Source organism: Thalassotalea loyana, assembly GCF_030161435.1.
In the GTDB taxonomy this organism is placed as follows: Bacteria; Pseudomonadota; Gammaproteobacteria; order Enterobacterales; family Alteromonadaceae; genus Thalassotalea_G; species Thalassotalea_G loyana.
Genome location: NZ_BSSV01000008.1, coordinates 24,577 through 44,511 on the forward strand (window position 1 = coordinate 24,577; position 19,935 = coordinate 44,511).

At 40.6% G+C, this 19,935-nt stretch carries 21 protein-coding genes and 1 pseudogene; 16 read left to right on the forward strand and 6 right to left on the reverse strand.

Going from position 1 to position 19,935, the window contains the following annotated elements:
• The 4 genes from QQK05_RS15860 (at position 1) to QQK05_RS15875 (ending at position 5,474) form a co-directional block, all read left to right on the forward strand.
• Entirely contained in the window at positions 1-1,233 is a 1,233-nt protein-coding gene (locus QQK05_RS15860) for an ABC transporter permease (protein ID WP_284300397.1), read from the forward strand.
• Positions 1,234-1,423: 190 nt separating this feature from the next.
• Positions 1,424-2,752, forward strand: a complete 1,329-nt coding sequence (locus tag QQK05_RS15865) for a dihydroorotase (protein ID WP_284300399.1) — start codon at positions 1,424-1,426, stop codon at positions 2,750-2,752.
• A gap of 81 nt (positions 2,753-2,833) precedes the next feature.
• Positions 2,834-5,014 carry a M3 family metallopeptidase gene (locus QQK05_RS15870; protein ID WP_284300401.1) on the forward strand — a complete coding sequence of 727 codons (2,181 nt, stop codon included), beginning with the start codon at positions 2,834-2,836 and terminating at the stop codon, positions 5,012-5,014.
• A gap of 91 nt (positions 5,015-5,105) precedes the next feature.
• Positions 5,106-5,474 (forward strand): SgcJ/EcaC family oxidoreductase, encoded by a 369-nt coding sequence (locus tag QQK05_RS15875; RefSeq protein WP_284300403.1) that lies wholly within the window; start codon positions 5,106-5,108, stop codon positions 5,472-5,474.
• Positions 5,475-5,521: 47 nt separating this feature from the next.
• On the opposite strand, the pseudogene QQK05_RS15880 reads toward QQK05_RS15875, so the two are convergent.
• Both QQK05_RS15880 and QQK05_RS15885 read right to left on the reverse strand, forming a co-directional pair.
• Positions 5,522-5,632: pseudogene (locus QQK05_RS15880) on the reverse strand (thioredoxin peroxidase); the annotation flags it as partial.
• A gap of 20 nt (positions 5,633-5,652) precedes the next feature.
• A complete protein-coding gene (locus QQK05_RS15885) occupies positions 5,653-7,620 on the reverse strand; it encodes a monovalent cation:proton antiporter family protein (RefSeq protein WP_284300405.1) in 1,968 nt (655 codons plus the stop codon).
• Positions 7,621-7,913: 293 nt separating this feature from the next.
• On the opposite strand from QQK05_RS15885, the gene QQK05_RS15890 reads away from it, so the two are divergent.
• The 11 genes from QQK05_RS15890 (at position 7,914) to QQK05_RS15940 (ending at position 15,735) form a co-directional block, all read left to right on the forward strand.
• Complete coding sequence (locus tag QQK05_RS15890; protein WP_284300407.1) at positions 7,914-8,807, forward strand: GGDEF domain-containing protein; 894 nt, start codon at positions 7,914-7,916, stop codon at positions 8,805-8,807.
• Between the two features lie 160 nt (positions 8,808-8,967).
• On the forward strand, positions 8,968-9,333 hold the full coding sequence (locus QQK05_RS15895) for a cupin domain-containing protein (RefSeq protein WP_284300410.1): 366 nt from the start codon (positions 8,968-8,970) through the stop codon (positions 9,331-9,333).
• Between the two features lie 168 nt (positions 9,334-9,501).
• Positions 9,502-9,837, forward strand: coding sequence for a helix-turn-helix transcriptional regulator (locus tag QQK05_RS15900; RefSeq protein WP_284300412.1), 336 nt, complete (start codon positions 9,502-9,504; stop codon positions 9,835-9,837).
• A gap of 69 nt (positions 9,838-9,906) precedes the next feature.
• A complete protein-coding gene (locus QQK05_RS15905; protein ID WP_284300414.1) occupies positions 9,907-10,539 on the forward strand; it encodes a DsbA family protein in 633 nt (210 codons plus the stop codon).
• 46 nt (positions 10,540-10,585) lie between these two features.
• A complete protein-coding gene (locus tag QQK05_RS15910; RefSeq protein ID WP_284300415.1) occupies positions 10,586-11,353 on the forward strand; it encodes a carbon-nitrogen hydrolase family protein in 768 nt (255 codons plus the stop codon).
• Between the two features lie 140 nt (positions 11,354-11,493).
• A complete protein-coding gene (locus QQK05_RS15915) occupies positions 11,494-11,661 on the forward strand; it encodes a hypothetical protein (RefSeq protein WP_284300417.1) in 168 nt (55 codons plus the stop codon).
• 202 nt (positions 11,662-11,863) lie between these two features.
• Entirely contained in the window at positions 11,864-12,313 is a 450-nt protein-coding gene (locus tag QQK05_RS15920) for a GNAT family N-acetyltransferase (RefSeq protein WP_284300419.1), read from the forward strand.
• A gap of 156 nt (positions 12,314-12,469) precedes the next feature.
• The gene (locus QQK05_RS15925; RefSeq protein WP_284300421.1) at positions 12,470-13,321 is read left to right on the forward strand and encodes an AraC family transcriptional regulator; all 852 of its coding nucleotides are present in this window, start codon (positions 12,470-12,472) and stop codon (positions 13,319-13,321) included.
• 95 nt (positions 13,322-13,416) lie between these two features.
• Complete coding sequence (locus QQK05_RS15930) at positions 13,417-13,758, forward strand: Fis family transcriptional regulator (RefSeq protein ID WP_284300423.1); 342 nt, start codon at positions 13,417-13,419, stop codon at positions 13,756-13,758.
• Positions 13,759-13,797: 39 nt separating this feature from the next.
• Positions 13,798-14,157, forward strand: a complete 360-nt coding sequence (locus QQK05_RS15935; RefSeq protein ID WP_284300425.1) for a DUF6559 family protein — start codon at positions 13,798-13,800, stop codon at positions 14,155-14,157.
• A 123-nt stretch (positions 14,158-14,280) separates the two neighbouring features.
• Positions 14,281-15,735, forward strand: coding sequence for an MBL fold metallo-hydrolase (locus tag QQK05_RS15940; RefSeq protein WP_284300427.1), 1,455 nt, complete (start codon positions 14,281-14,283; stop codon positions 15,733-15,735).
• A gap of 96 nt (positions 15,736-15,831) precedes the next feature.
• On the opposite strand, the gene QQK05_RS15945 is transcribed toward QQK05_RS15940, so the two are convergent.
• Positions 15,832-16,515, reverse strand: a complete 684-nt coding sequence (locus QQK05_RS15945; protein WP_284300428.1) for a pirin family protein — start codon at positions 16,513-16,515, stop codon at positions 15,832-15,834.
• 142 nt (positions 16,516-16,657) lie between these two features.
• Here QQK05_RS15945 and QQK05_RS15950 point away from each other — a divergent pair, with 142 nt between their 5' ends.
• Positions 16,658-17,572: a LysR family transcriptional regulator gene (locus QQK05_RS15950; RefSeq protein WP_284300430.1), complete on the forward strand. Its 915-nt coding sequence runs from the start codon at positions 16,658-16,660 to the stop codon at positions 17,570-17,572.
• Here QQK05_RS15950 and QQK05_RS15955 read toward each other — a convergent pair.
• From QQK05_RS15955 to QQK05_RS15965, 3 genes are all read right to left on the reverse strand, one after another.
• On the reverse strand, positions 17,556-18,212 hold the full coding sequence (locus QQK05_RS15955; RefSeq protein WP_284300432.1) for a hypothetical protein: 657 nt from the start codon (positions 18,210-18,212) through the stop codon (positions 17,556-17,558). The two genes, QQK05_RS15950 and QQK05_RS15955, sit on opposite strands and share 17 nt — an antisense overlap.
• A complete protein-coding gene (locus QQK05_RS15960; RefSeq protein WP_284300434.1) occupies positions 18,212-19,498 on the reverse strand; it encodes a DEAD/DEAH box helicase in 1,287 nt (428 codons plus the stop codon). The genes QQK05_RS15955 and QQK05_RS15960 overlap by 1 nt, the downstream gene beginning before the upstream one ends.
• 65 nt (positions 19,499-19,563) lie before the next feature.
• Positions 19,564-19,929, reverse strand: a complete 366-nt coding sequence (locus tag QQK05_RS15965; RefSeq protein WP_284300436.1) for a SpoIIAA family protein — start codon at positions 19,927-19,929, stop codon at positions 19,564-19,566.
• Positions 19,930-19,935 lie beyond the last annotated feature (6 nt).

Here is a 19,935-nt window from a genome sequence, read left to right on the forward strand (position 1 = left end):
ATGTTTTTAAACCTTGCCTATAAGAGCTTACTACATAGAAAATCATCGGTTTTACTGACGATAATCGCAATGACAATTAGTATTGTCGTTATCCTCGGTGTCGATCATATTCGTGTACAAGCCAAAAACAGCTTTTCATCTAGTGTCTCAGGCACAGATTTAATCGTTGGCAGTCGCAGCGGCAGTTTAAACCTATTGTTATATTCTGTATTTAGAATGGGGTCCCCTACTCAAAACATGAGTTGGAAAACTTATAACACGCTAGCTAAAGACAGAGCCGTTAACTGGACGATTCCAATCGCATTGGGAGACTCACATCGCAGTTACCGAGTGTTAGGTACTAATAACAACTATTTTGACCATTTTAAATATGGAGAGAAGCAAGCACTAACGTTTCAACAAGGTAACAAATTTGCTCATGTGCTAGATGTTGTACTAGGGTTTGAAGTCGCAAAAAGACTAAATTATAACATTGGCGATAACATTACACTTTCACATGGCATTGGGAGTACGAGTTTTACTCATCATGAGGAGCTTTCTTTTACTGTCACCGGTATTTTAACGCCAACGGGGACACCTGTTGATCAAACTTTACATGTCAGTTTAGAGGGCTTAGAGGCAGTGCATTTGCCGAGCAAAAAAGCCAAACAAGCGATACAACCTAAAACTAAACTAGATTCACCAATCGCAATGCAGTTGCAGCCTACATCCATTACTGCCACGTTTATTGGGCTAAAATCTCGCGGGATGGTTTTTCACTTTAAGCGTAAAATAGATCAATATCGTAGTGAGCCACTAATGGCAATTCTACCCGGTGTCGTACTTGCTGAATTGTGGCAATCGATGAATATCCTTGAAAACACACTTAGACTCATAGCATTTCTTGTTTATATTTCCGCGCTGTTTGGTTTAATGGCCATATTAATCGCGTCGATGAAAGAGCGCTCGAAAGAGATTTCGTTGATGCGCATGATGGGAGCTAGACCTAGCTTTGTCTATTGGTTTATCGAATTAGAAGCCATGATAATAGCAATGGTTAGCACCCTTTCCGCCCTATTATTGCTTCAATTCGGCTTGTTACTTTCAAAAAGTGTCGTGCTGGAAAAGTTTGGTGTCGCTTTAGAAACTAGCTTGTCATACGGTGCTATCACCCCTTTAATTTCGATAATCATCGCGATGGCGTTTGTTACGGCAATTCCACCAGCATTCATCGCCTATAAAGGGGCTAAGTAAAAAAGATACTGTTTCTTCCAAACAAATATGGCGCTCAATGGTAATATTGAGTGTCATGCCCCTCTCCCGTTAGCATTATCTCTCCACCCACTCACAACCGTTACAACATCACACAACGGATTGAACAAAACCAAATAAAAATGATATATTATTGTGATAATATAACAAAACAATTAGTGAATTCTTACACATGCAAATCATAAAAAACGCCCAAGTTGTGACAAATGGTAAAATCATTGAAGCTGATGTCGCAATAAAGGGGGAGTTTATCCACGCAATAGATTCCAATATTACACCTTCAGCAACGGATACCGTTATTGACGCCCAAGGCATGCTATTGCTGCCAGGTATGATTGATGACCAGGTACACTTCAGGGAGCCAGGTTTAACACATAAGGGCTCTATTTATACAGAATCCAGAGCCGCGGTTGCCGGTGGAATTACAAGCTTCATGGAAATGCCTAATGTAAAACCATCAACAACAACCATTGAAGCGCTAAAAGAGAAACATGACATAGCCAAAAAGGATGCACTCGCAAACTACTCCTTCTATCTTGGCGCTACACCCGACAATATCGAAGAAATTAAACGTGTAGACCCAACTTGGGTATGTGGTGTGAAAGTATTTATGGGTGCCTCAACCGGTGACTTATTAGTTGACCACCCTGCGGCGCTTGAGCGCATATTCAAAGAATGTCCAACGCTAATTACTACTCACTGTGAAAAAGGTGACGTAATTGCACAAAACCTTGAAAAACTGCAATTAACCACCTCTAACTTTACGCCGTCTCACCACCCTATTATTCGGGATACCGAGGCTTGTTACCAGTCATCCTCATATGCGGTTGACTTAGCTAAGCGTCATGGTACTGATTTACATGTGTTACATCTAACAACAGCAAAAGAAATGGCGCTTTTCGAAGCCGGCCCGATTGCCCATAAAAAAATCACAGCAGAAGCTTGCGTGCATCATTTATGGTTTAATCAAGACGATTACCCGACTTTAGGTAATTTAATCAAATGTAACCCTGCAATCAAAGCTGAGAGTGATAGACTCGCGTTAATCAAAGCGATTAATGAGGATCGTATTGATATAATTGCAACTGACCACGCTCCTCATACCTTTGAGGAAAAAGGCGTTGATTTCATGGAAGCACCTGCTGGCTTGCCACTTGTTCAACATGCCTTACTCTCTGTTTTAGGACAAGTAAAACGCGGTGCGTTTACCTTAGAAAAAGCAGTCGAAAAGGTATCTCACAACCCTGCTATTCGTTATAAAATTGACAAGCGAGGTTATGTTGAGGAAGGTTTTTATGCGGACTTGGTGTTGGTTGATCCGAACCAAACAACAGCTATTAGCCATGACAACACACATTATCACTGCCAATGGACACCATTTAACGGGGTTACCTTTAACCATAAGATAATGGCAACCTTTGTTAACGGTAAACAAGTTTTTAACGAGACTGGTTTTGCTGATGCTTCAACGGCTATGGCACTTCATTTCAATAGAGATTAGAATGTTTAACCAAGTGATTCTAATCATTCACTAAATCTATTAAAACGACATTATAACTATTAACGTTTCATAGGACTTAAAATGTACAAAAAACGATTCGCTGCACTCGCTACGGCAAGTGCTGTTTCACTTGCTCTGATGACGACGGGCTGTTCACAACAAGAAGAAAAAGCTACGTCTACTGCAGTTCAAGCTGAAGCGCCAGCTAAACAGGCTAGTGAAGTTACTGCTGAAAACCCATTTTTCAAACCGTGGAATACACCATTTGGTGCTCCTCCATTTGGTGAAATCAAAACAGAACACTTTTTACCTGCTTTTGACAAAGCGATGGCGATTCACTTAGAAGAAGTCGAAGCAATTGCCAATGCCGACAGCGTACCTAACTTTAAAAACACGATTGAGCAGCTAGAACTGTCAGGTGCTGACTTAACACGCGTTGCATTAGTGTTCTTTAACCTAACGGGTACTGAGTCAAATGATGAAATGCAAGCATTACAACGTGAAATCTCTCCTAAGCTTACACGTCATAGCAGTAAAATCACGTTAAACGAAGCACTGTTCAAACGCGTAAAAGCAGTCTATGAAACACGTAATGATAGCAACTTAAATGCCGAACAAATTCGACTAGTTGAGCGTTTATACAACGAATCTGTTCGTTCTGGTGCGAACCTTTCAGGTGAAGATAAAAAAAGATATGCTGAAATTAATGAGCGTATCTCTAGCTTAACGACTGAGTTCGGTCAAAACATGCTGAACGATAGCCGTAACTTCAAATTAGTGCTTGAAGAAAGTGATTTAGCTGGTATGTCTCAATCAATGATTGACGCAGCAGCAGCGAGTGCAAAAGCACAAGGCCTAGAAGGCAAATACCTAATTACATTACAACGTTCAAGTGTAGAGCCTTTCCTACAGTTCTCTGAGCGTCGTGACCTGCGTGAACAAGCATTCAATGGTTGGGCATTGCGTGGTGACAATGACAACGAATATGATAACAAAGCAAACGTAGAAGAAATCGTTAAGTTGCGTTCTGAGCGTGCTAAATTATTAGGTTACAAGCATCACTCTGATTACGTACTTTCAAATACCATGGCATCTTCTCCAGAAGCTGCAATGGATCTACTAATGAAAGTTTGGAAGCCTGCCGTTGCACAAGCACAAGTAGAGCGTGAGTGGATCTTAGAGCAAATGAAAGCTGACGGTGCTGACCATGAGTTAGCCGCTTGGGATTGGCGCTTCTACGCAGAAAAAGTAAGAAAAGCGAAGTTTGACCTAGACCAAGGCGAAATTGCTCAGTACTTTGAATTAAACAATATGATTGAAGCAAAGTTCTATGTAGCTAAGCAATTATTCGGTCTAACGTTTACTGAGCGTACAGATATCCCTGTTTACAACGATGTTGTGCGTGTGTGGGAAGTAAAAGACGCAAACGGTAATTCAATTGGTTTATTCTTCGGTGATTACTACGCACGTTCAACGAAACGTTCAGGTGCATGGATGAGCGCGTTTAGATCGCAGCAAAAACTAGCTGGCGACGTAAAACCTTTAATTATTAACAACATGAATTTAAACCAACCAGCAGAAGGTCAGCCGACATTAATGAGCTACTCTGATGCTGTGACGTTATTCCATGAGTTTGGTCATGCATTACACGGTTTATTGTCAAATGTAACCTACCCTACTCTTGCTGGTACAAGTGTGTCACGTGACTGGGTTGAGTTCCCTGCTCAATTCTACGAGCACTACATTGCACAACCAGTCATGTTAAAGCAATTTGCTCGTCACTATGAAACGAATGAGCCTATGCCTGAAGCATTGCTTGAGCGCATCAAAGCTGCGGCAACATTTAACCAAGGTTTTGCGACGGTGGAATACACTGCATCAGCGTTAGTTGATATGGCATACCACAAAATGACTGAAGTTGATAAGATCGATGTTCGTGCATTCGAAGACAAGATCTTAGGCGACTACGGTAAGCCAGAAGAAATCATCATGCGTCACCGTAGTACACACTTCGGCCATATTTTCGCCGGTGGTTACGACTCAGCATATTACGCTTACATGTGGTCAGAAATTTTAGATTCTGATGGTTTTAATGCCTTTGTCGAAGCAGGTAACATTTTTGATAAAGAAACATCGCAAAAGCTATACAACTTTGTATTTAGTACAGGTGATACACTAAATTACGAAGAAGCATACAAAGCGTTTAGAGGTCGTGCACCGTCAACTGATGCTTTATTGATAAATAAAGGTTTTAAAAAGTAATTAAATACTTTTATTTCTAGCAATAAAACAAAAAATGTCGTTCAATGAAGAACGACATTTTTTTGCACCAAACAACCATCAGAGGGACTTAATGAATACAAGTGAAGTAAGTGATTTATTCACTCAATGGAATAATGCGATTCAAACTCGAGACCCAAAGGTCGTAACAGCGCTATACGCGAGCGATGCAACACTTCTCCCAACGATATCTAATATTGTTCGTCATAATCACGCCGAAATTGAAGACTATTTTGCCCTATTTCTACCTCGCGGACCTATTGGCGAACTTCTAGAGGAAAACATTAGAGTTATCGACACAATCGCGATTAACTCCGGCGTTTATGCCTTTAGTTTTGACGACGGTTCAACTGCCCAGGCTCGCTATAGTTTCGTGTACAAAAAAATCGATTCTCAATGGAAAATTATTGAACACCACTCTTCTGTTATGCCCGAGCAATAAATTAAAGGCTTGCCGCCCAAGTGCAGCTACAAGCCGTTAATTTATACCTAACGGTGCATTCCCCGAATTGGATAGTTATTATCAGGATTTCGAATCCAGCGTAAACCATTAACTAAAGCCGATAGTTCTGGACGAACAAATGGGTTATTAGAAATATCAACGCTTGATAACAAAGCCGTTATTCACCTTCATGAATAAAGTGCTCAGCCCATTCGACTCTTCTTGGCTTACCGCGGATTACTAACGTATCTTGATTTTGTAATACGATATCTTCGTCCGGCAAATCAATTTCGCCATCTCCTTGGCGCAACGTTAAAATGTCGATACGCTTCGACGAAAAATTAAGATCTCGAATCGACTTACCCACCGCATAGGAATTCTCAGTCAAGGTTATGCCGTGAGCGAACTCTCGTTGTTCGATAACATTCTGACTCATATCCGTTTGCTCACCCTGAAAAAAGCCATGCATATGGTTATAGTGGCTTTTTCGTTCCTTTTGCATCAAGCGAATAATACGAGAAAAAGATACACCAGATAGTGAGAGTACTTGTGATACAAGCATTAAACTTCCTTCAAGTATTTCAGGCACAACTTCATTCGCACCGGCAGACTTTAACATTTCAAGCTGATCGTCATTTCGCGTGCGAACAAGGATTGGCACATCAGGTGACAGGGCTCTTACGCGTTGAATCGCATCTGCTGACTGCTTGTCTTCACCGAACGTAATAACAACAAGTTTCGCACGTTCAATTTTCGCAGCGTGGAGCAATTCCGTTTGACGCGATGAGCCGAATAAAATATTTTCACCCGCTTCCCTCGCTTTAGTGGTTCGCAGTGGATCAATATCAATCGCGACGAAGTCCATGCCCTCTTGCTTCAAGAATCGGCTTATCGTTTGACCTACTCGCCCAAAACCACAAATTATCACGTGGTCTTCAAGCTTAGCTTTCTCAGGAAGGTCTTGTAATTCGCTGTAACTTTCTTTCTTTTCTTTCGTTAACGTGATTGACCAGCCACGCGCATTCTCAATCAAGTATGGCGTCATCGCCATAGAGATAACACCTACGCCAATTAAAATCGAGCCAACGTCGACTGGAATTAAATCAACTTGACGTGCTAGAGCAATCAAAACAAAGCCAAACTCCCCCATTTGAGAGAGCATAATACCGCTGGCAAGGCCGTCTTTGGCATTTTCCCCTGCCCGTTTAGCTAAGTAGTGAATAATAGCCACTTTACATAACATAAACGCGGCCAATAAAACGAACATATCAACTGGGTTATTCCACAAATAACTGACATCAAATTTCATCCCGACCGTCACAAAGAACAAACCAAGTAAGATATCTCGGTATGGTCGTATATCAGCTTCTAATTGATATTTATATTGGCTTTCACCCAACATCATCCCGGCTAAAAATGCACCTAAGGCCATCGATAAGCCAAACCATAGTGTCAATGATGATGCTACTAACGTGACAAGCAGCGTTGTTAGAACAAATAATTCATCGGTTCTTACTTGGGCAACCAAATTGTAAATCCTAGGTAGCACCCATTTGCCAACAAGTAGCAGAAGCCCAACAACAAACACGCCTTTAACTAAGGCAAACGCCAACGCAAAGATCATTGACGTTTCACTTGGCTGTGCGAGTAACGGAATAATAATGAGTAAAGGTACTACCGCGATGTCTTGGAACAATAGAATTGCCACAGACAATTGACCAGATTTTCGCTTCATCGCACCTGTTTCACTTAACTGACGAATAACAATAGCAGTTGAGGAAAGCGCTAATACACCACCAATAACAAAGGCACTACTAAAAGACTGTCCCAACAACATGGCAATAATCGTGAAAAGAAGCATCGATATAGCGACTTGAGCACTACCTACAGCAAACACAAGCCTTCGCATTGCCATTAATTTTGGCAGTGAGAACTCTAAACCAAGTGTGAAAAGCAGAAAGACAATGCCCAATTCAGCAAAATGCTCTAAATCGACATTACTGTGAGTAAAATTCAACCCATGCTCACCGACGAGCATCCCGGCAACCAAATAAGCGAGAATGGCAGGCATATTGAGTTTTCGAAACAACCAAACCAAGCAAACAGCACTTGCTAAAATGATGACAACTTCTAAATATAAACCCACTAAGCTTCCTTACATTCTTTGCTACCTAGCTCCAATATATCAAACTGACAATAAAAATCATGGCACAACGTTAAAATTCACGCATTCTGCGTGGCAAAATTATGACGGCAGCGGCAATACTTGATTGCCAGATAAATGGCGAGCGAGGAAAATTATCAGTCTCTTTATTAAGCTTAGCAAAAATTCCCATAAAAAACATAAGGTAATAGACAAACTTATAATTAGTAATACAAACGGCGCGAATTTTGCAACCTATATTCCCAGCTAAGCTAGCTAGTTATAGGGGTGCAAGCATGCAAACATTAAATATTATTGATAATTCGTCTTCGAGCTTTAACGCTTTTCAACTATTTAATGAAAATACGTTAATTTCAGCAGAGCGTCTGTTGAATTTAGTGGAACAATTACAAAGCACAATGTGTTTTGACAACCTTATTAATCGCTTCGCAATGGAAGCATCGAAGTATGCTGAGTTTTCAGGGCTAAGTTTCCAATACCACGATGGCATCGCAAACATGCGAGGTAGTCGCCCAGGTAAGCACAAAGAGCAAATAGAATTAAAAATCAATGAAGAGTTAATCGGTGTATTAACCTACCACGTAAACACAAAGTTCAGCGCACAAGCTTTCAATTGCCTACAGGAATTGCATCGCTTCTTGGCATACCCGCTTAAAAATGCAGTGATGCTACATCAAGCGAATCAGCTAGCGATGCATGATCATTTAACCGGATTGAATAACCGCCGTTTCTTTGACGATCAATTGAAAAAATCAATTAATCATGCGAAGCGAAATAATAATTTATTAAGTCTAATGCTTTTAGATTTAAACAAATTTAAACAAATTAACGATACTCATGGACACCATATCGGTGACTTAGTATTGAAAGAATTCTCTCGTGTTCTAGCGGCTTCAATCCGTGATTACGATACTGCCTATCGTTTTGGTGGTGATGAATTTGCCGTCATTATTGAAGGTGCTGATACGAAAGCAGTCAGTAACATTGAAGCACGAATCCATCACAAAACTCAGATGAATTCATTGCTTGCTAAATATGATGTGAGTACAAGCATTGGTTTCTCATTTCTTCATAATAATGACAATGAAGCTAATTTCTTCAACCGTGCAGATCAAGGCTTATATAAGCAAAAAGTCTCACAGCCAAGAACACCTTTTCGTATCGTGTAACGACCTGATAATTTCGCCAATAATCCAGCTAGCAACGATTATTGGCGAGTTTTCACTTTATTTTGTCAGCAATGATTGTTTGGCAAAATACTTTAGCTAAGATTTTTGCGTTCAATGATCGTATGATTAACCCCATCTACTTTCATTATCTGGAATGGCTATGAATCATAAAGCAATCAATCTCAAAGAAAAATTCACAAAATTTTCTGATCATTGGTCTCCGCGTGTGATTGCACAAATGAACGACTACCAATTCAAACTCGCCAAAGTACAGGGTGAATTTGTCTGGCATAATCCCCCTGAAACTGACGAAGTTTTTCTTGTTGTTGACGGTGAGCTAAAGATTGCTTTTGAGGATGGGACTGTATCGCTCAATCAAGGTGAAATGTTTGTTGTCCCGAAAGGCATCGAGCATAAACCCTTCGCAGAAAACGAGTGTCAAATTATGATTATCGAACCCAAAGGTGTCGTAAATACTGGCGACTTAGAAAGTGAACTAACCGCTGAAAATAATGTTTGGGTGTAAACCACTCTTCACTTATCCCAGCCTGTTTACTAAGAACTAGCGTAGCGCTAACCTGATGTAGAAAACACGTAAAATATAGCCAAGACGCTACAATGTCATAAAGATGACGTATTAAATTAGGCGCTTTCTTCAGATAATTAACGAGAAATTACTGATAAGGAAGCTATTATGGATATGCAATTAAACGTAACAAAGTTAAAACAATTAAGAGAGTCGCACGCATGGAGTCAATCCCATCTTGCAGAAGTCGCAGATATTAGTTTAAGAACGATTCAGCGAATAGAAAAGTCAGGTATCGCATCACCTGAATCAACTAAAGCAATTTGTGCTGCTTATAACATCAATGTTACCGACCTGCTCATACCGCAAGCGTCTCAAGAAGAACCTTTAGCTAATGCAACATCCTCAGTTCGACCACTTTTTAACATAGGTACTCTGGAGGTTAAAGCAACAATCATCGCATTTTGTTTAGCCTTTATAATCGCTTTTACGTTAACATATTAAATACTAACGGGTTGAGCCAATCGAAATAGCGAGACAAGGCCAACGCAACTATACCGCAAAGGGAATATCATGCGACTGATTTATGTAGTGGATCCTATGTGTGCCTGGTGCTATGGCTTCCAGCCACAACTAGACGCGCTACTAAATCGCATGCCCTCTGCTACCATTGAATGGGTAATGGGCGGTTTAGCGCCTGATAACACCTCACCGATGACTATGGAAATGAGACAAACCATTTCCGCCTATTGGCACCAAATTGAAGCTAAAACGGATGTAGAATTCAATCACGATTATTGGCGCATCAATACGCCCTATCGCTCAACATATCAAGCATGTAGAGCAGTAATTGCAGCAAATACATTGATAGAAGGTAGCGCTGATGCAATGGTTAAAGCGATCCAAACGGCTTATTACCAAAAAGCACAAAACCCTTCATTAGATAAAACGCTCATAGAATGTGCTAAGTCTATTGGACTCGATGATAACCTGTTTGCAGCGCTTATGAACTCGAATGAAATCCAACAACAGCTAACGCAACATTTGCACATTGCAATGCAACTTGGCGCAACGGGTTTTCCTACGTTATTTTATGTTAATAACGCAAATCATGCTTTACCACTAACACACGGGTACTGTTTGGCTGATGAGCTAGCGCAGCGATTAACTTTGATATTGCAAAGGGAAAAAATAGACGCTCAGTAATCGACATACGCAAATCACCGGTATAACTTAACAAGGAGCACTGAATATGGATATTACAATAGGGTTAGCACAAACCGTTGTCAGTAACGGAAATATAGAGAAAAATACCTACCACCACCTTGAAATGATCAAGCTAGCCTCAAAACAAGGTGCTGACATTGTTGTTTTTCCCGAACTCTCTTTAACTGGCTATGAACTCGAACTTGCTAGAGAATTAGCAATTCCTGATGAAGCCGAGCATTTTGGCGCACTCTCACAAGCTGCTGTAAACCACAATGTGGTTGTCATTGCTGGGTGTCCACTAAAGCTCAAACAGTTAACTAAGCCAACCATTGGCGCTGTGATTTGCTTTCCTAATGGCAAAGTCAATTTCTACTCTAAGCAATACCTGCATACAGGTGAAGAAGAATACTGTGCTACCGGGCTAAGTGATTATGTTTTTAATGTGAAAGGCCACCAAATTGGCCTAGCGGTTTGTGCTGACTTTACCGAACCATTGCATTCGGAAAAAGCAAAAATACTTGAAGCAGAAATCTATTTGGTAAGCGCCCTGATCACTGATAAAGGCTTTGAAGTTGATGCAAAAATCTTGTCGGATATTGCAACAAAGCACAAGTTTCCGGTACTCCTAGCTAATCACATTAGTGAAACTGGTGGGTGGCAAGGTTGCGGTAATAATAGTATCTGGAATGCCAAAGGCGAGCTGGCTCACAGTTCAGATTCGTCAACGTCGAGTCTAACGCTTTGTACGCTTAAAGGGTGTCATGTAAAAGTCTGTAAAACGATCTATTCAGAACAAGAGGTAACGGTGTAACAGAAACAAAATCGATTTTGTTTGGCATAAAATAGCCTTTCTGCGGTTGAAAAGCACGCAATCATCCCCCACTTATTCAATATTGGTCATCATACTCAGTATAAAGATGATTAGTACTTACGCTATTCAAGGAAAGCCAAATGAATATGGAACATTCAATCTGCTATCAGACGATCTCGTCAGCTATTAAGACATGGTGGTCATCAAAACCCAAAAGTCACAGAGACAAATTAGCTTGTTACTTAGCTATTTTAGCCCCCCCACTTGGCTCAGCGATTGGTACATTGATCACATTTTTGATGTTCTAAGTCACTGATGTTAAAGATATTAAAATAGTCTTTTGCTCTGCTAGTCTTCACTTTTCACCCAACGTTAAACTGCTTGCGGGCAAACTTACTCAAAGGGTTCAACCAAGGCTACAAAGACACCAAAGCACTGCAAACTTCTGCATTGTAATAAATACACATCGCGCCAATCGACTTAAACGATAAAAACTAAAAGGATTTACTGATGGATATCCAAATTCGAGACATCACAAAAGATAACTGGCTCGACATGATCGAGCTACAAATTACTAAAGAGCAAGAAAATTACGTCGCATTGCCGTCTGAAGCAATAGCGGCTTCAAAATTTTACGATCACTATATCAATAGAGGCGTTTACTTGAGCGGAACACCGATAGGCTTTATACAATACTATCCTAACTTGGCAGACAATAAGCCAAATGAAATTTTCATCGACCAGCTAATCATAGATAAAAATTACCAAGGCATTGGCTACGGGACAGCGGCAATCGAATTAATATTAGCTGAGATTAAACAATTAACGGGGTTTAACGCTGTGTCTATCTGTTATGTTGAAGGGCATGACATGATGAAGCGCTTTTTTGAACGCTTTAATTTTAAAGTTGTTGAACAAGATGAATTCGACGAAACCATTATGGAATTGCACTATGCATAGTGTTTTCGGCGTTATGGCGTATTGCGATCATTTAAGTTTCTTCGATTTAATTTATCGACTGTTAAAATAACCTTTGTCGTTTCAAGAAATACAGCAAGAGCGGACACGCATCGTGTGAGAAACCCACTTAAAGTAGGTAAAAAAGGAGCGTAACTTATGAACAACACAACTGAGTATTACCTACATAATATCGATACAGCGTTAAGCTTTATCGTCGAATCGTTATCTAACAACGAACAGCCCGAGTTAGCTGATATAGCAACCGCAGCTAACTTGTCCAAATTCCATTTCCATCGTATCTACAGACTAGTCACCGGCGAAACATGTCAGCAAACCATTGCTAGAATCAAACTGGCAATCGCTGCAAATACCTTAACGAATGAGCGCGGGAGTGTAACAATGGCAGCCATGAATGCATCGTATAGTTCGAGTCAAGCCTTAGCTAAAGCACTTAAACGAGAAACAGGACATACCGCCACGCAATTGCAGCAAGACCCAGAAAAGCTTTCTGAAACAATTGCACAACTTAAAATACCAGCAGAACAATCTAAGGGCCTAATAAGTATTGAATTAACTCAGCTTGAACCGATTAAATATATTGCCCATCAAACCAGTCTACCCTACGAGCAGCTTAACAGCATCTATGAGCAGTTATTTATTCAAGCTGGCGACCCAAGCAATGTTGCCGCGATTATTGGCTTCAGCTTGGGTAACCAACCTAATTTAATAACTAGCGGAGCCGAGTTCGAGTGCGGTTTAATTCTTGAGGACAACGAAGCGCATATGACAAAAGTATCCCCCTCAGCAAGTTACCTGCGTGCTCGACACTCGGGCTCTTACGATAAGCTTGATGAGTCAATCGACAAGCTATATCAATACGCGTTAGGCCAACACGATACACGTGTTGAAAATGCGCCAATACTTTTTCATTATCTTGATGATCCTGAACAAGTAGCAGCGTCGCGCTTGAGAACCGACATCTACTTACCGATTAGCCTAGATCATTAATAAAACGAATAACGAGCCGTATAAAAACAGTTGGCATCAACGTAATTCAAGGCTACATTAGCGCCAACTGTTTTTAATACCCATCCAATGAATATATGCGAAAGACCGACAAAAAAATTGATAATCAACTCCGAGTTTTGCTGACCGACGTTTGTGAATCTGCACTCGAAGAGGTTAACGGTTTTGAATGGTTAACCCATGTGGTCAATTATGACGACTTTCCAAGAAGTTTAAAAATCATCTGTGTGTTTGACACGAATACAAACCTTAGTGATTATCTGCATGCGGAAACTAAAACCTATTTTCATACGTCAATAAAGACGGCACTTGATAAAATGGATATCAAGCTCAAGAATCTCGCCAATCATATCCTCTTTGATACAGAGGAAAATTGCGATAAACAGCACAATGGTAATTGGGCTATGCGCCTCGGTTAACCGGTCAAATGGCAACAACATAGAATAAGGACATTCGAGATGCTAAATAATAAAAACTCAATCAACCAAATAGCAAGGGTTCTGCCGATACTCATGGTTGAATCATTTGATAAACAAGATGCATACTCTGCTCAAAACGTTAAGCAATTGTTTAATCAAGCATTTAAGTCAGAACATAATATGGCATACGCTTTTGCTATGCTGTGCTCGCAGAGCGAATTTGATGCGTTTTTTCCCGAACTAAACTACCAACACCTTCGCCACGATATCGCCAAAGTCTGTTTTGAAAACTGGCCTCGCTTTAATATCGATTCATTATTAATGTATGCAAATAACAAAACTCATGGTGACTCTGGATTTTTTGCTGGTGGCGGTGACAGTGGTTGCGGTGGAGAATAAGCTGTAGCTGAACGTAAAATACACACCTATCATCGATTATTTGATCTACAAATAAAAAACTAATTTATAGTCATTTCATCTGGCCGTTTGCTTGCCACTTCATGGAAAAAGGAAGATACAGGTATGTATAGAATCAAGCTGCACTTGTCTTATTTGATCACAGTTGTAAAATCACTACTGTTCATCTCTTCACTGCTGTGTGCAACAAGTTGGGCAGGAGAAGTAGAGGAGTTTGTCACCACGTTAAAAACGCACTATCAAGACACGCTTTCGATAAAAAAATACTCCCTAAATTACCACTTTTATAACAAGCAGTATCGCGCTCGTAATTACTGGGACTACGAGATACCAAATCGTGTGTTGTCAGTGCGCATGGTAGAAGTAGATACCGTCAATAAACATTTCTACGACAACGATATCCTGTATGGTCCAGGGGGAGAAATCCTCGATAGAGCACAATTTCAGAACGATACGCACAGTTATTACTATGAGCGAAATGGTAATTACCTGGGGAAACGATACTTCAACGAAGGCTTAGAGAATTTTGACCGATTCATGGGCTATCATCGAATGAATATCGACTTTCTGGCGATTCGTCCACTGCTCACAGAACCAAATATCAATAGCGCAATAAGCCTGCGCAAGACAGATGATAGCGTTATTCTGAGCCACAAAAATTCAGCAGACCAACTCGTTGATTATGAATTTACTCAAGACTCACTCCAATTAGTCAAAATACACAACGTTACCAGAAAGGCAGTTTACATTTATAGCGATTATCAAACTACGCGTGGTATCACCTTTGCACGTTCGGTTAATAAGTATTACAACGGAGAATCTGTTCCTGCTTACATCAGTTTCAATGATAAATTTGCCTTGATAGATCAAGTTGATGCCTCCAAACTCAAGTTACCCGCTGGCTATGGCCCAGAAATTTTACCAAGTGATGGTGTTCTCGTTGCGAAAGAGCTTACTAATAACTTGTACTTAGTAACAGACTCAGGCGCTTGGCGAAACAGCATGTTCAAAGTACATGGCGACAACATTACTGTATTTGGCGCAGCAGGTAACAGCACGTTCGCTGAAAAAACAATTAAACTGATAAAAACACAGTTTCCGAATAAAACCATTAGCGGAATCTACGTGACGCACCCACAAGCGAGAGATATAGCTGGCCTTAACGTTTATGCCGACAAAGGCATCAACGTCATTGCAGACCAATATACAATTGAAGGCATAAAAGCATTTCCGGGCTTTGCCAACGACATTAATGCATTTAAATTTCAACCTATTGAAAACAAGCAAGTTATCAATGGAGTAAAATATTATGTTTTAGAAAGTCAGCATGCCAAGAGACAAAGCTTTGCCTTCTTTGAAAATGAAAATATTATTTTCCAAGCTGACTTTATGAGAATAGCCTTTGATAATACGATTCCGAAAGTCATTCCCAGCTATACGAAAGCATTTATCAACTTTATTAGACAAGAAAACTTGCCCGTACATCGCATTGTTGGAAATTATCAAAACAACAATATTTCAATAGATGTCGTCAATAAAGTCTATCAGGCTATGTTGTAAATATAGCTACAAAATCAACAAGTAAACAAATATATAACGACGGTCAGATGCCCATTTAATCTGACCGTCTTATTCATCAGTGACTGATGAATCTGGCTACTGCCTAATAACCACGATTTCTGTGTCATCGCTTGCAGTAATTTTTGTCTGATACGCTCTGAGTAAGTCGCCTTCCATTGCCGTAAAGACATTACTTGGGTCTGAAAATTCTGCGCCACCTTTGCTTATGTAGGCGAGAAACTCTTCCTCAAAAGAAATAGATTCACCGGTGTTCAGTCGCACGATATCAATGGTTGTGGCACTGTCAAAATACTCCGTTTGTAGTTTGTCACCACCGTAAATACGTGTCACCCCATTTTCTTTTATCGTGTAATGCTTGTAGCCAGCTCGTTGGCCTGCTTCATCTGGTAAAACCCACAGTTGCAGCATTCTGTTTTTTTGGTTGTCTGGGTTTACTTCATTGTGTGAAAAACCCTCCCCACCAGCTCTTTGAACTTGTGCTTCACCTGCATGCAGGCTTTGCCCGTGCTCAAGTGAACCTTCATGACTAATACGACCATCCATCATAATTGAAATAACATCAATCTCACGATGGGGATGCATATGAGTTTCCCCTTTAGGGTTAAATTGTGCGTCGGCTAAATAGACGAAGTTGCCTATGCCATCAAATGTCATTGGTGCTTTTCTGTGACCAAATACTCTTTTATCCATGACAAAACGGTGTTCCGTTAACCCTGCAAATCCGCCAAGTGGTAGTGATGCTCTGCTTAATACTTGCATGTGATTCTCTCTTATTTATGTCGTTTTTCAATTCGATGAGACTATCTTAAGCGCAATGATTAGCTTGATAAATGCAACTTTATTGATAACATAGTTTCATTTTCAACAACAATAAATCATTACATTGGTAAAGCGTGGGACTATGGAGCAAGATTTAAACGACATGATGGTGTTCTTAGCGGTTGTTGAAACAGGAAGTTTCACCCTAGCAGCAGACCGCTTAGGCATACCAAAAGCGAATGTCAGCCGTAAGGTTTCGAAATTAGAGAAACAATTAAACATTACCTTACTTGAGCGTTCGACACGATCTCAACATTTAACAGAAGCAGGCAAGCGCTACCTTATGCATTGTAAGCGTATCCATGAAGAGTTGGATCTAGCTGCTAGCTGCGTTTCCGAACTCCTCAGTACTGTTAAAGGACACTTGAAGGTTGGCGCTTCAGTATCAACAGGTCAACAAATATTGCGCCCTGCTCTCGCCACATTTATGCATCAATACCCCGAGCTAAATGTTCAACTCAACCTCGTTAATCGCCGAGTCGACTTAATTGAAGAAGGTTATGATTTACTGATTCGTATTGGCAAACTTAATGACTCGTCTCTAATCGCTAGGAAACTTGGTTCAATTAGCCGAAGTTTGTACGCCAGTCCTGATTACATCGCCAAGCATGGTATGCCATCAACAATTGATTCATTAAAGGCGCATCAACATTTGGTGATGAATGCCGTTAATAATGACACTAAGATAGCACTTGTTTCCATCGACAAAGAAGCTTACATCCTAAATAGTACGCCAAGGTTACTTGTTGATGATTTTTCCATTTTAAAACAATCGATTATAGAGGGTTTGGGCATTGGTATACTGCCTGACTACATGGCGCGTCCGCATACTCAATCAGGGCAATTAGTTAATGTTTTACCCAATTGGGGAATGGAAGATATTGATGTCTTTGCTCTTTATCCTAAAAATAGAGCCAAGTTACCTAAAGTGAGTGCCTTTCTCGATTTTGTGGGCGGTTTATATGGCGATATTCTTAGCACTAAAGAAGTTGTTTAAGTAGCGCTGATTTTTCTTGCTCTGTCGCGTCAATATTAATTCTCGCGATACTCACTGCGCGAGCAAACTTATCACTCGATAGTTGATACACCAGTCGCTTGAGAAAGTGCCTGTCTAACCGAAACACGCGCGCATAGTGTAAAATTGCCTGATCAACATGAGGAAACGACATACCGTCAAAAGTGAATTCGCGATCGGTTAGGAAGTTCTCTATCGCCACACCGTTGACTTCAATAGGCCACGACTTAAAATTTACTCTATCTTTTGCAACTTCATACATAAACCAAGCACTGCGTTTGAATCCCTCAAAATTTCCACCGTCAAATTCACTCTCTTCAAGCTCTTGTTTCGTCCAATTTAGGCCAATAGCTAAGTCTTTACGATAATGCTTAATAAGTTGTTGTTTGACACTACTGCGAACAGCAAAAATGTCATCAACTTTTGCGCCATGAGCAAAGGTATAGCACTCATCACAACTGGGTAACGTAAGATCTGGATGAATACAATTAATGACAAGGTGTTTATGGTGAGGAAATGAAAACAAACGATTTGCTGGCTCTGCGCAAAACCAGCAGGCATGCCGGTATTCAAAAGGAATACCGATCATCGTTTTTATTTGTTGCTCGTTTGCAAAGTCCATTAACGACGTTTGCCACGCCCTTTAGTTTGGCCCGCCTTAGGAGAAGTTTGTTTGCGCTTTTGCGCAATTTTGCGATTTTTAGCTTGTGTTGTTTTATAACGGTTTTGTGTTGATTTTTCGAAAGCTTTTGTCGAATTTTCAGCTTCCTGAGCCGCCGTCATCTCGTAGCCAGGTAACACAATGCGTTCAAACTTACGCTTAACAAAGCTTTCAATATTGGCTAAGAACTTCTCATCTTTTGGTGAAACCAGTGAAATAGCGGTACCATTTTTACCTGCTCGTCCCGTACGGCCAACACGATGAACATAATCTTCGGCAAGAAATGGTAAGTGAAAGTTCACCACGTATGGTAAATCAGGAATATCTAAACCGCGAGCCGCCACATCGGTAGCTACCAGCACCCTAACCTTTCCTTCTGCAAATTGCTCTAACGCTTTATTACGTGCACCTTGAGACTTGTCACCATGACACAACGCTGCTTTGATACCATCAAGTTTTAACTCTTTGGCAAGAATATTGGCACTTTCTTTTGTACCAGCGAATACAAGCACTTGTTGCCAATTATTCACACCAATAATCTCAGAAAGGAGTTCTCGCTTGCGAGACTCCGCAACGATATATACGGCTTGCTTTACTTTACCTGATGTTGAGTTTTGCTTCGCAACCTCAATGGTTTTTGGTGTGTGGAGGATTTGATTCGCTAGCGTTTTCACTTTGCTTGAAAACGTGGCTGAATACATAAGTGTTTGGTGCGTGTGTTTGATGAGATCAAAAATACGCTCAATATCTTTTAAGAAGCCCATATCTAGCATACGGTCAGCTTCATCTAAAACCACGTGTTCAACGCCCGACAAACTCACGTTACTAAGCGTAGTATGCTCTAACAAACGACCTGGTGTAGCAACCAAAATATCGACACCCTGTTTTAACATTTTCGTTTGACTTGGCATAGCGCCACCACCATAAACTACACCCACATTTATTGGCATAAATTGAGTGTATGCAGTGATATTTTCATGAACTTGCTGAGCGAGCTCACGTGTTGGCGTCAGAATAAGGACCTTAACATTGTCATTACCCTTAGCTTTTTTCTCAGCGATAATATCGATTAATGGTAAAGAAAACGCAGCGGTTTTACCGGTACCCGTTTGAGCACTTGCAAGCAAGTCGCCACCCCTACGAATTTGTGGGATAGATTTTTGCTGGATTGGTGTTAGATTTTTATAACCACAGGCTTTTACTGCCTTCAATAAATCAGCTGATAAACCAATTGCATCAACACTCATGTTTGTACCTCTAGATGAAAATCGGCGCGATTATAACAAACAATCAGCAAAATAGTGCTTATTTATTATTGTTCAAGTAACCATGCCTTGGCACTTTCAGCGTCATCATAAGGAAAAATCTGGATCTCCGCGCTTACAAAGTGCGTAAGCAATGGCGTGACAAGATTGCCCATCACAGAGTCAGTGACTAACGCCACCCGCCGTATATACTTATGATGTTCTTTGACAAAGCTTAAGTGGGTGAGCAACGCATTAAAACTCTCCCAGCCTGGAAAGTCCTGCGTGTAAATCATCACTCCCTTTAAACCGCCAGTCTCGGCAATATAAGGATCGATAATGGCTTTCGCCGCCAAAAAATCTTCCTCTGTCAATGCCCCATCCGGTGCTAAAATGGCAATGCCGTAGTTAGGTTGCAAAGTTACCTGTAACATTATCAA

Excerpts from the sequence above, each read along its gene's own strand:
- QQK05_RS15950 (WP_284300430.1), top strand. The coding sequence starts at position 16,658 with ATGGAGCAAGATTTAAACGACATGATGGTGTTCTTAGCGGTTGTTGAA.
- QQK05_RS15965 (WP_284300436.1), bottom strand. The coding sequence starts at position 19,929 with ATGTTACAGGTAACTTTGCAACCTAACTACGGCATTGCCATTTTAGCA.
- QQK05_RS15935 (WP_284300425.1), top strand. The coding sequence starts at position 13,798 with ATGCTAAATAATAAAAACTCAATCAACCAAATAGCAAGGGTTCTGCCG.
- QQK05_RS15875 (WP_284300403.1), top strand. The coding sequence starts at position 5,106 with ATGAATACAAGTGAAGTAAGTGATTTATTCACTCAATGGAATAATGCG.
- QQK05_RS15915 (WP_284300417.1), top strand. The coding sequence starts at position 11,494 with ATGAATATGGAACATTCAATCTGCTATCAGACGATCTCGTCAGCTATT.
- QQK05_RS15920 (WP_284300419.1), top strand. The coding sequence starts at position 11,864 with ATGGATATCCAAATTCGAGACATCACAAAAGATAACTGGCTCGACATG.
- QQK05_RS15860 (WP_284300397.1), top strand. The coding sequence starts at position 1 with ATGTTTTTAAACCTTGCCTATAAGAGCTTACTACATAGAAAATCATCG.
- QQK05_RS15870 (WP_284300401.1), top strand. The coding sequence starts at position 2,834 with ATGTACAAAAAACGATTCGCTGCACTCGCTACGGCAAGTGCTGTTTCA.
- QQK05_RS15905 (WP_284300414.1), top strand. The coding sequence starts at position 9,907 with ATGCGACTGATTTATGTAGTGGATCCTATGTGTGCCTGGTGCTATGGC.
- QQK05_RS15945 (WP_284300428.1), bottom strand. The coding sequence starts at position 16,515 with ATGCAAGTATTAAGCAGAGCATCACTACCACTTGGCGGATTTGCAGGG.
- QQK05_RS15895 (WP_284300410.1), top strand. The coding sequence starts at position 8,968 with ATGAATCATAAAGCAATCAATCTCAAAGAAAAATTCACAAAATTTTCT.
- QQK05_RS15925 (WP_284300421.1), top strand. The coding sequence starts at position 12,470 with ATGAACAACACAACTGAGTATTACCTACATAATATCGATACAGCGTTA.
- QQK05_RS15865 (WP_284300399.1), top strand. The coding sequence starts at position 1,424 with ATGCAAATCATAAAAAACGCCCAAGTTGTGACAAATGGTAAAATCATT.
- QQK05_RS15900 (WP_284300412.1), top strand. The coding sequence starts at position 9,502 with ATGGATATGCAATTAAACGTAACAAAGTTAAAACAATTAAGAGAGTCG.
- QQK05_RS15890 (WP_284300407.1), top strand. The coding sequence starts at position 7,914 with ATGCAAACATTAAATATTATTGATAATTCGTCTTCGAGCTTTAACGCT.
- QQK05_RS15910 (WP_284300415.1), top strand. The coding sequence starts at position 10,586 with ATGGATATTACAATAGGGTTAGCACAAACCGTTGTCAGTAACGGAAAT.
- QQK05_RS15930 (WP_284300423.1), top strand. The coding sequence starts at position 13,417 with ATGCGAAAGACCGACAAAAAAATTGATAATCAACTCCGAGTTTTGCTG.
- QQK05_RS15960 (WP_284300434.1), bottom strand. The coding sequence starts at position 19,498 with ATGAGTGTTGATGCAATTGGTTTATCAGCTGATTTATTGAAGGCAGTA.
- QQK05_RS15955 (WP_284300432.1), bottom strand. The coding sequence starts at position 18,212 with ATGGACTTTGCAAACGAGCAACAAATAAAAACGATGATCGGTATTCCT.
- QQK05_RS15940 (WP_284300427.1), top strand. The coding sequence starts at position 14,281 with ATGTATAGAATCAAGCTGCACTTGTCTTATTTGATCACAGTTGTAAAA.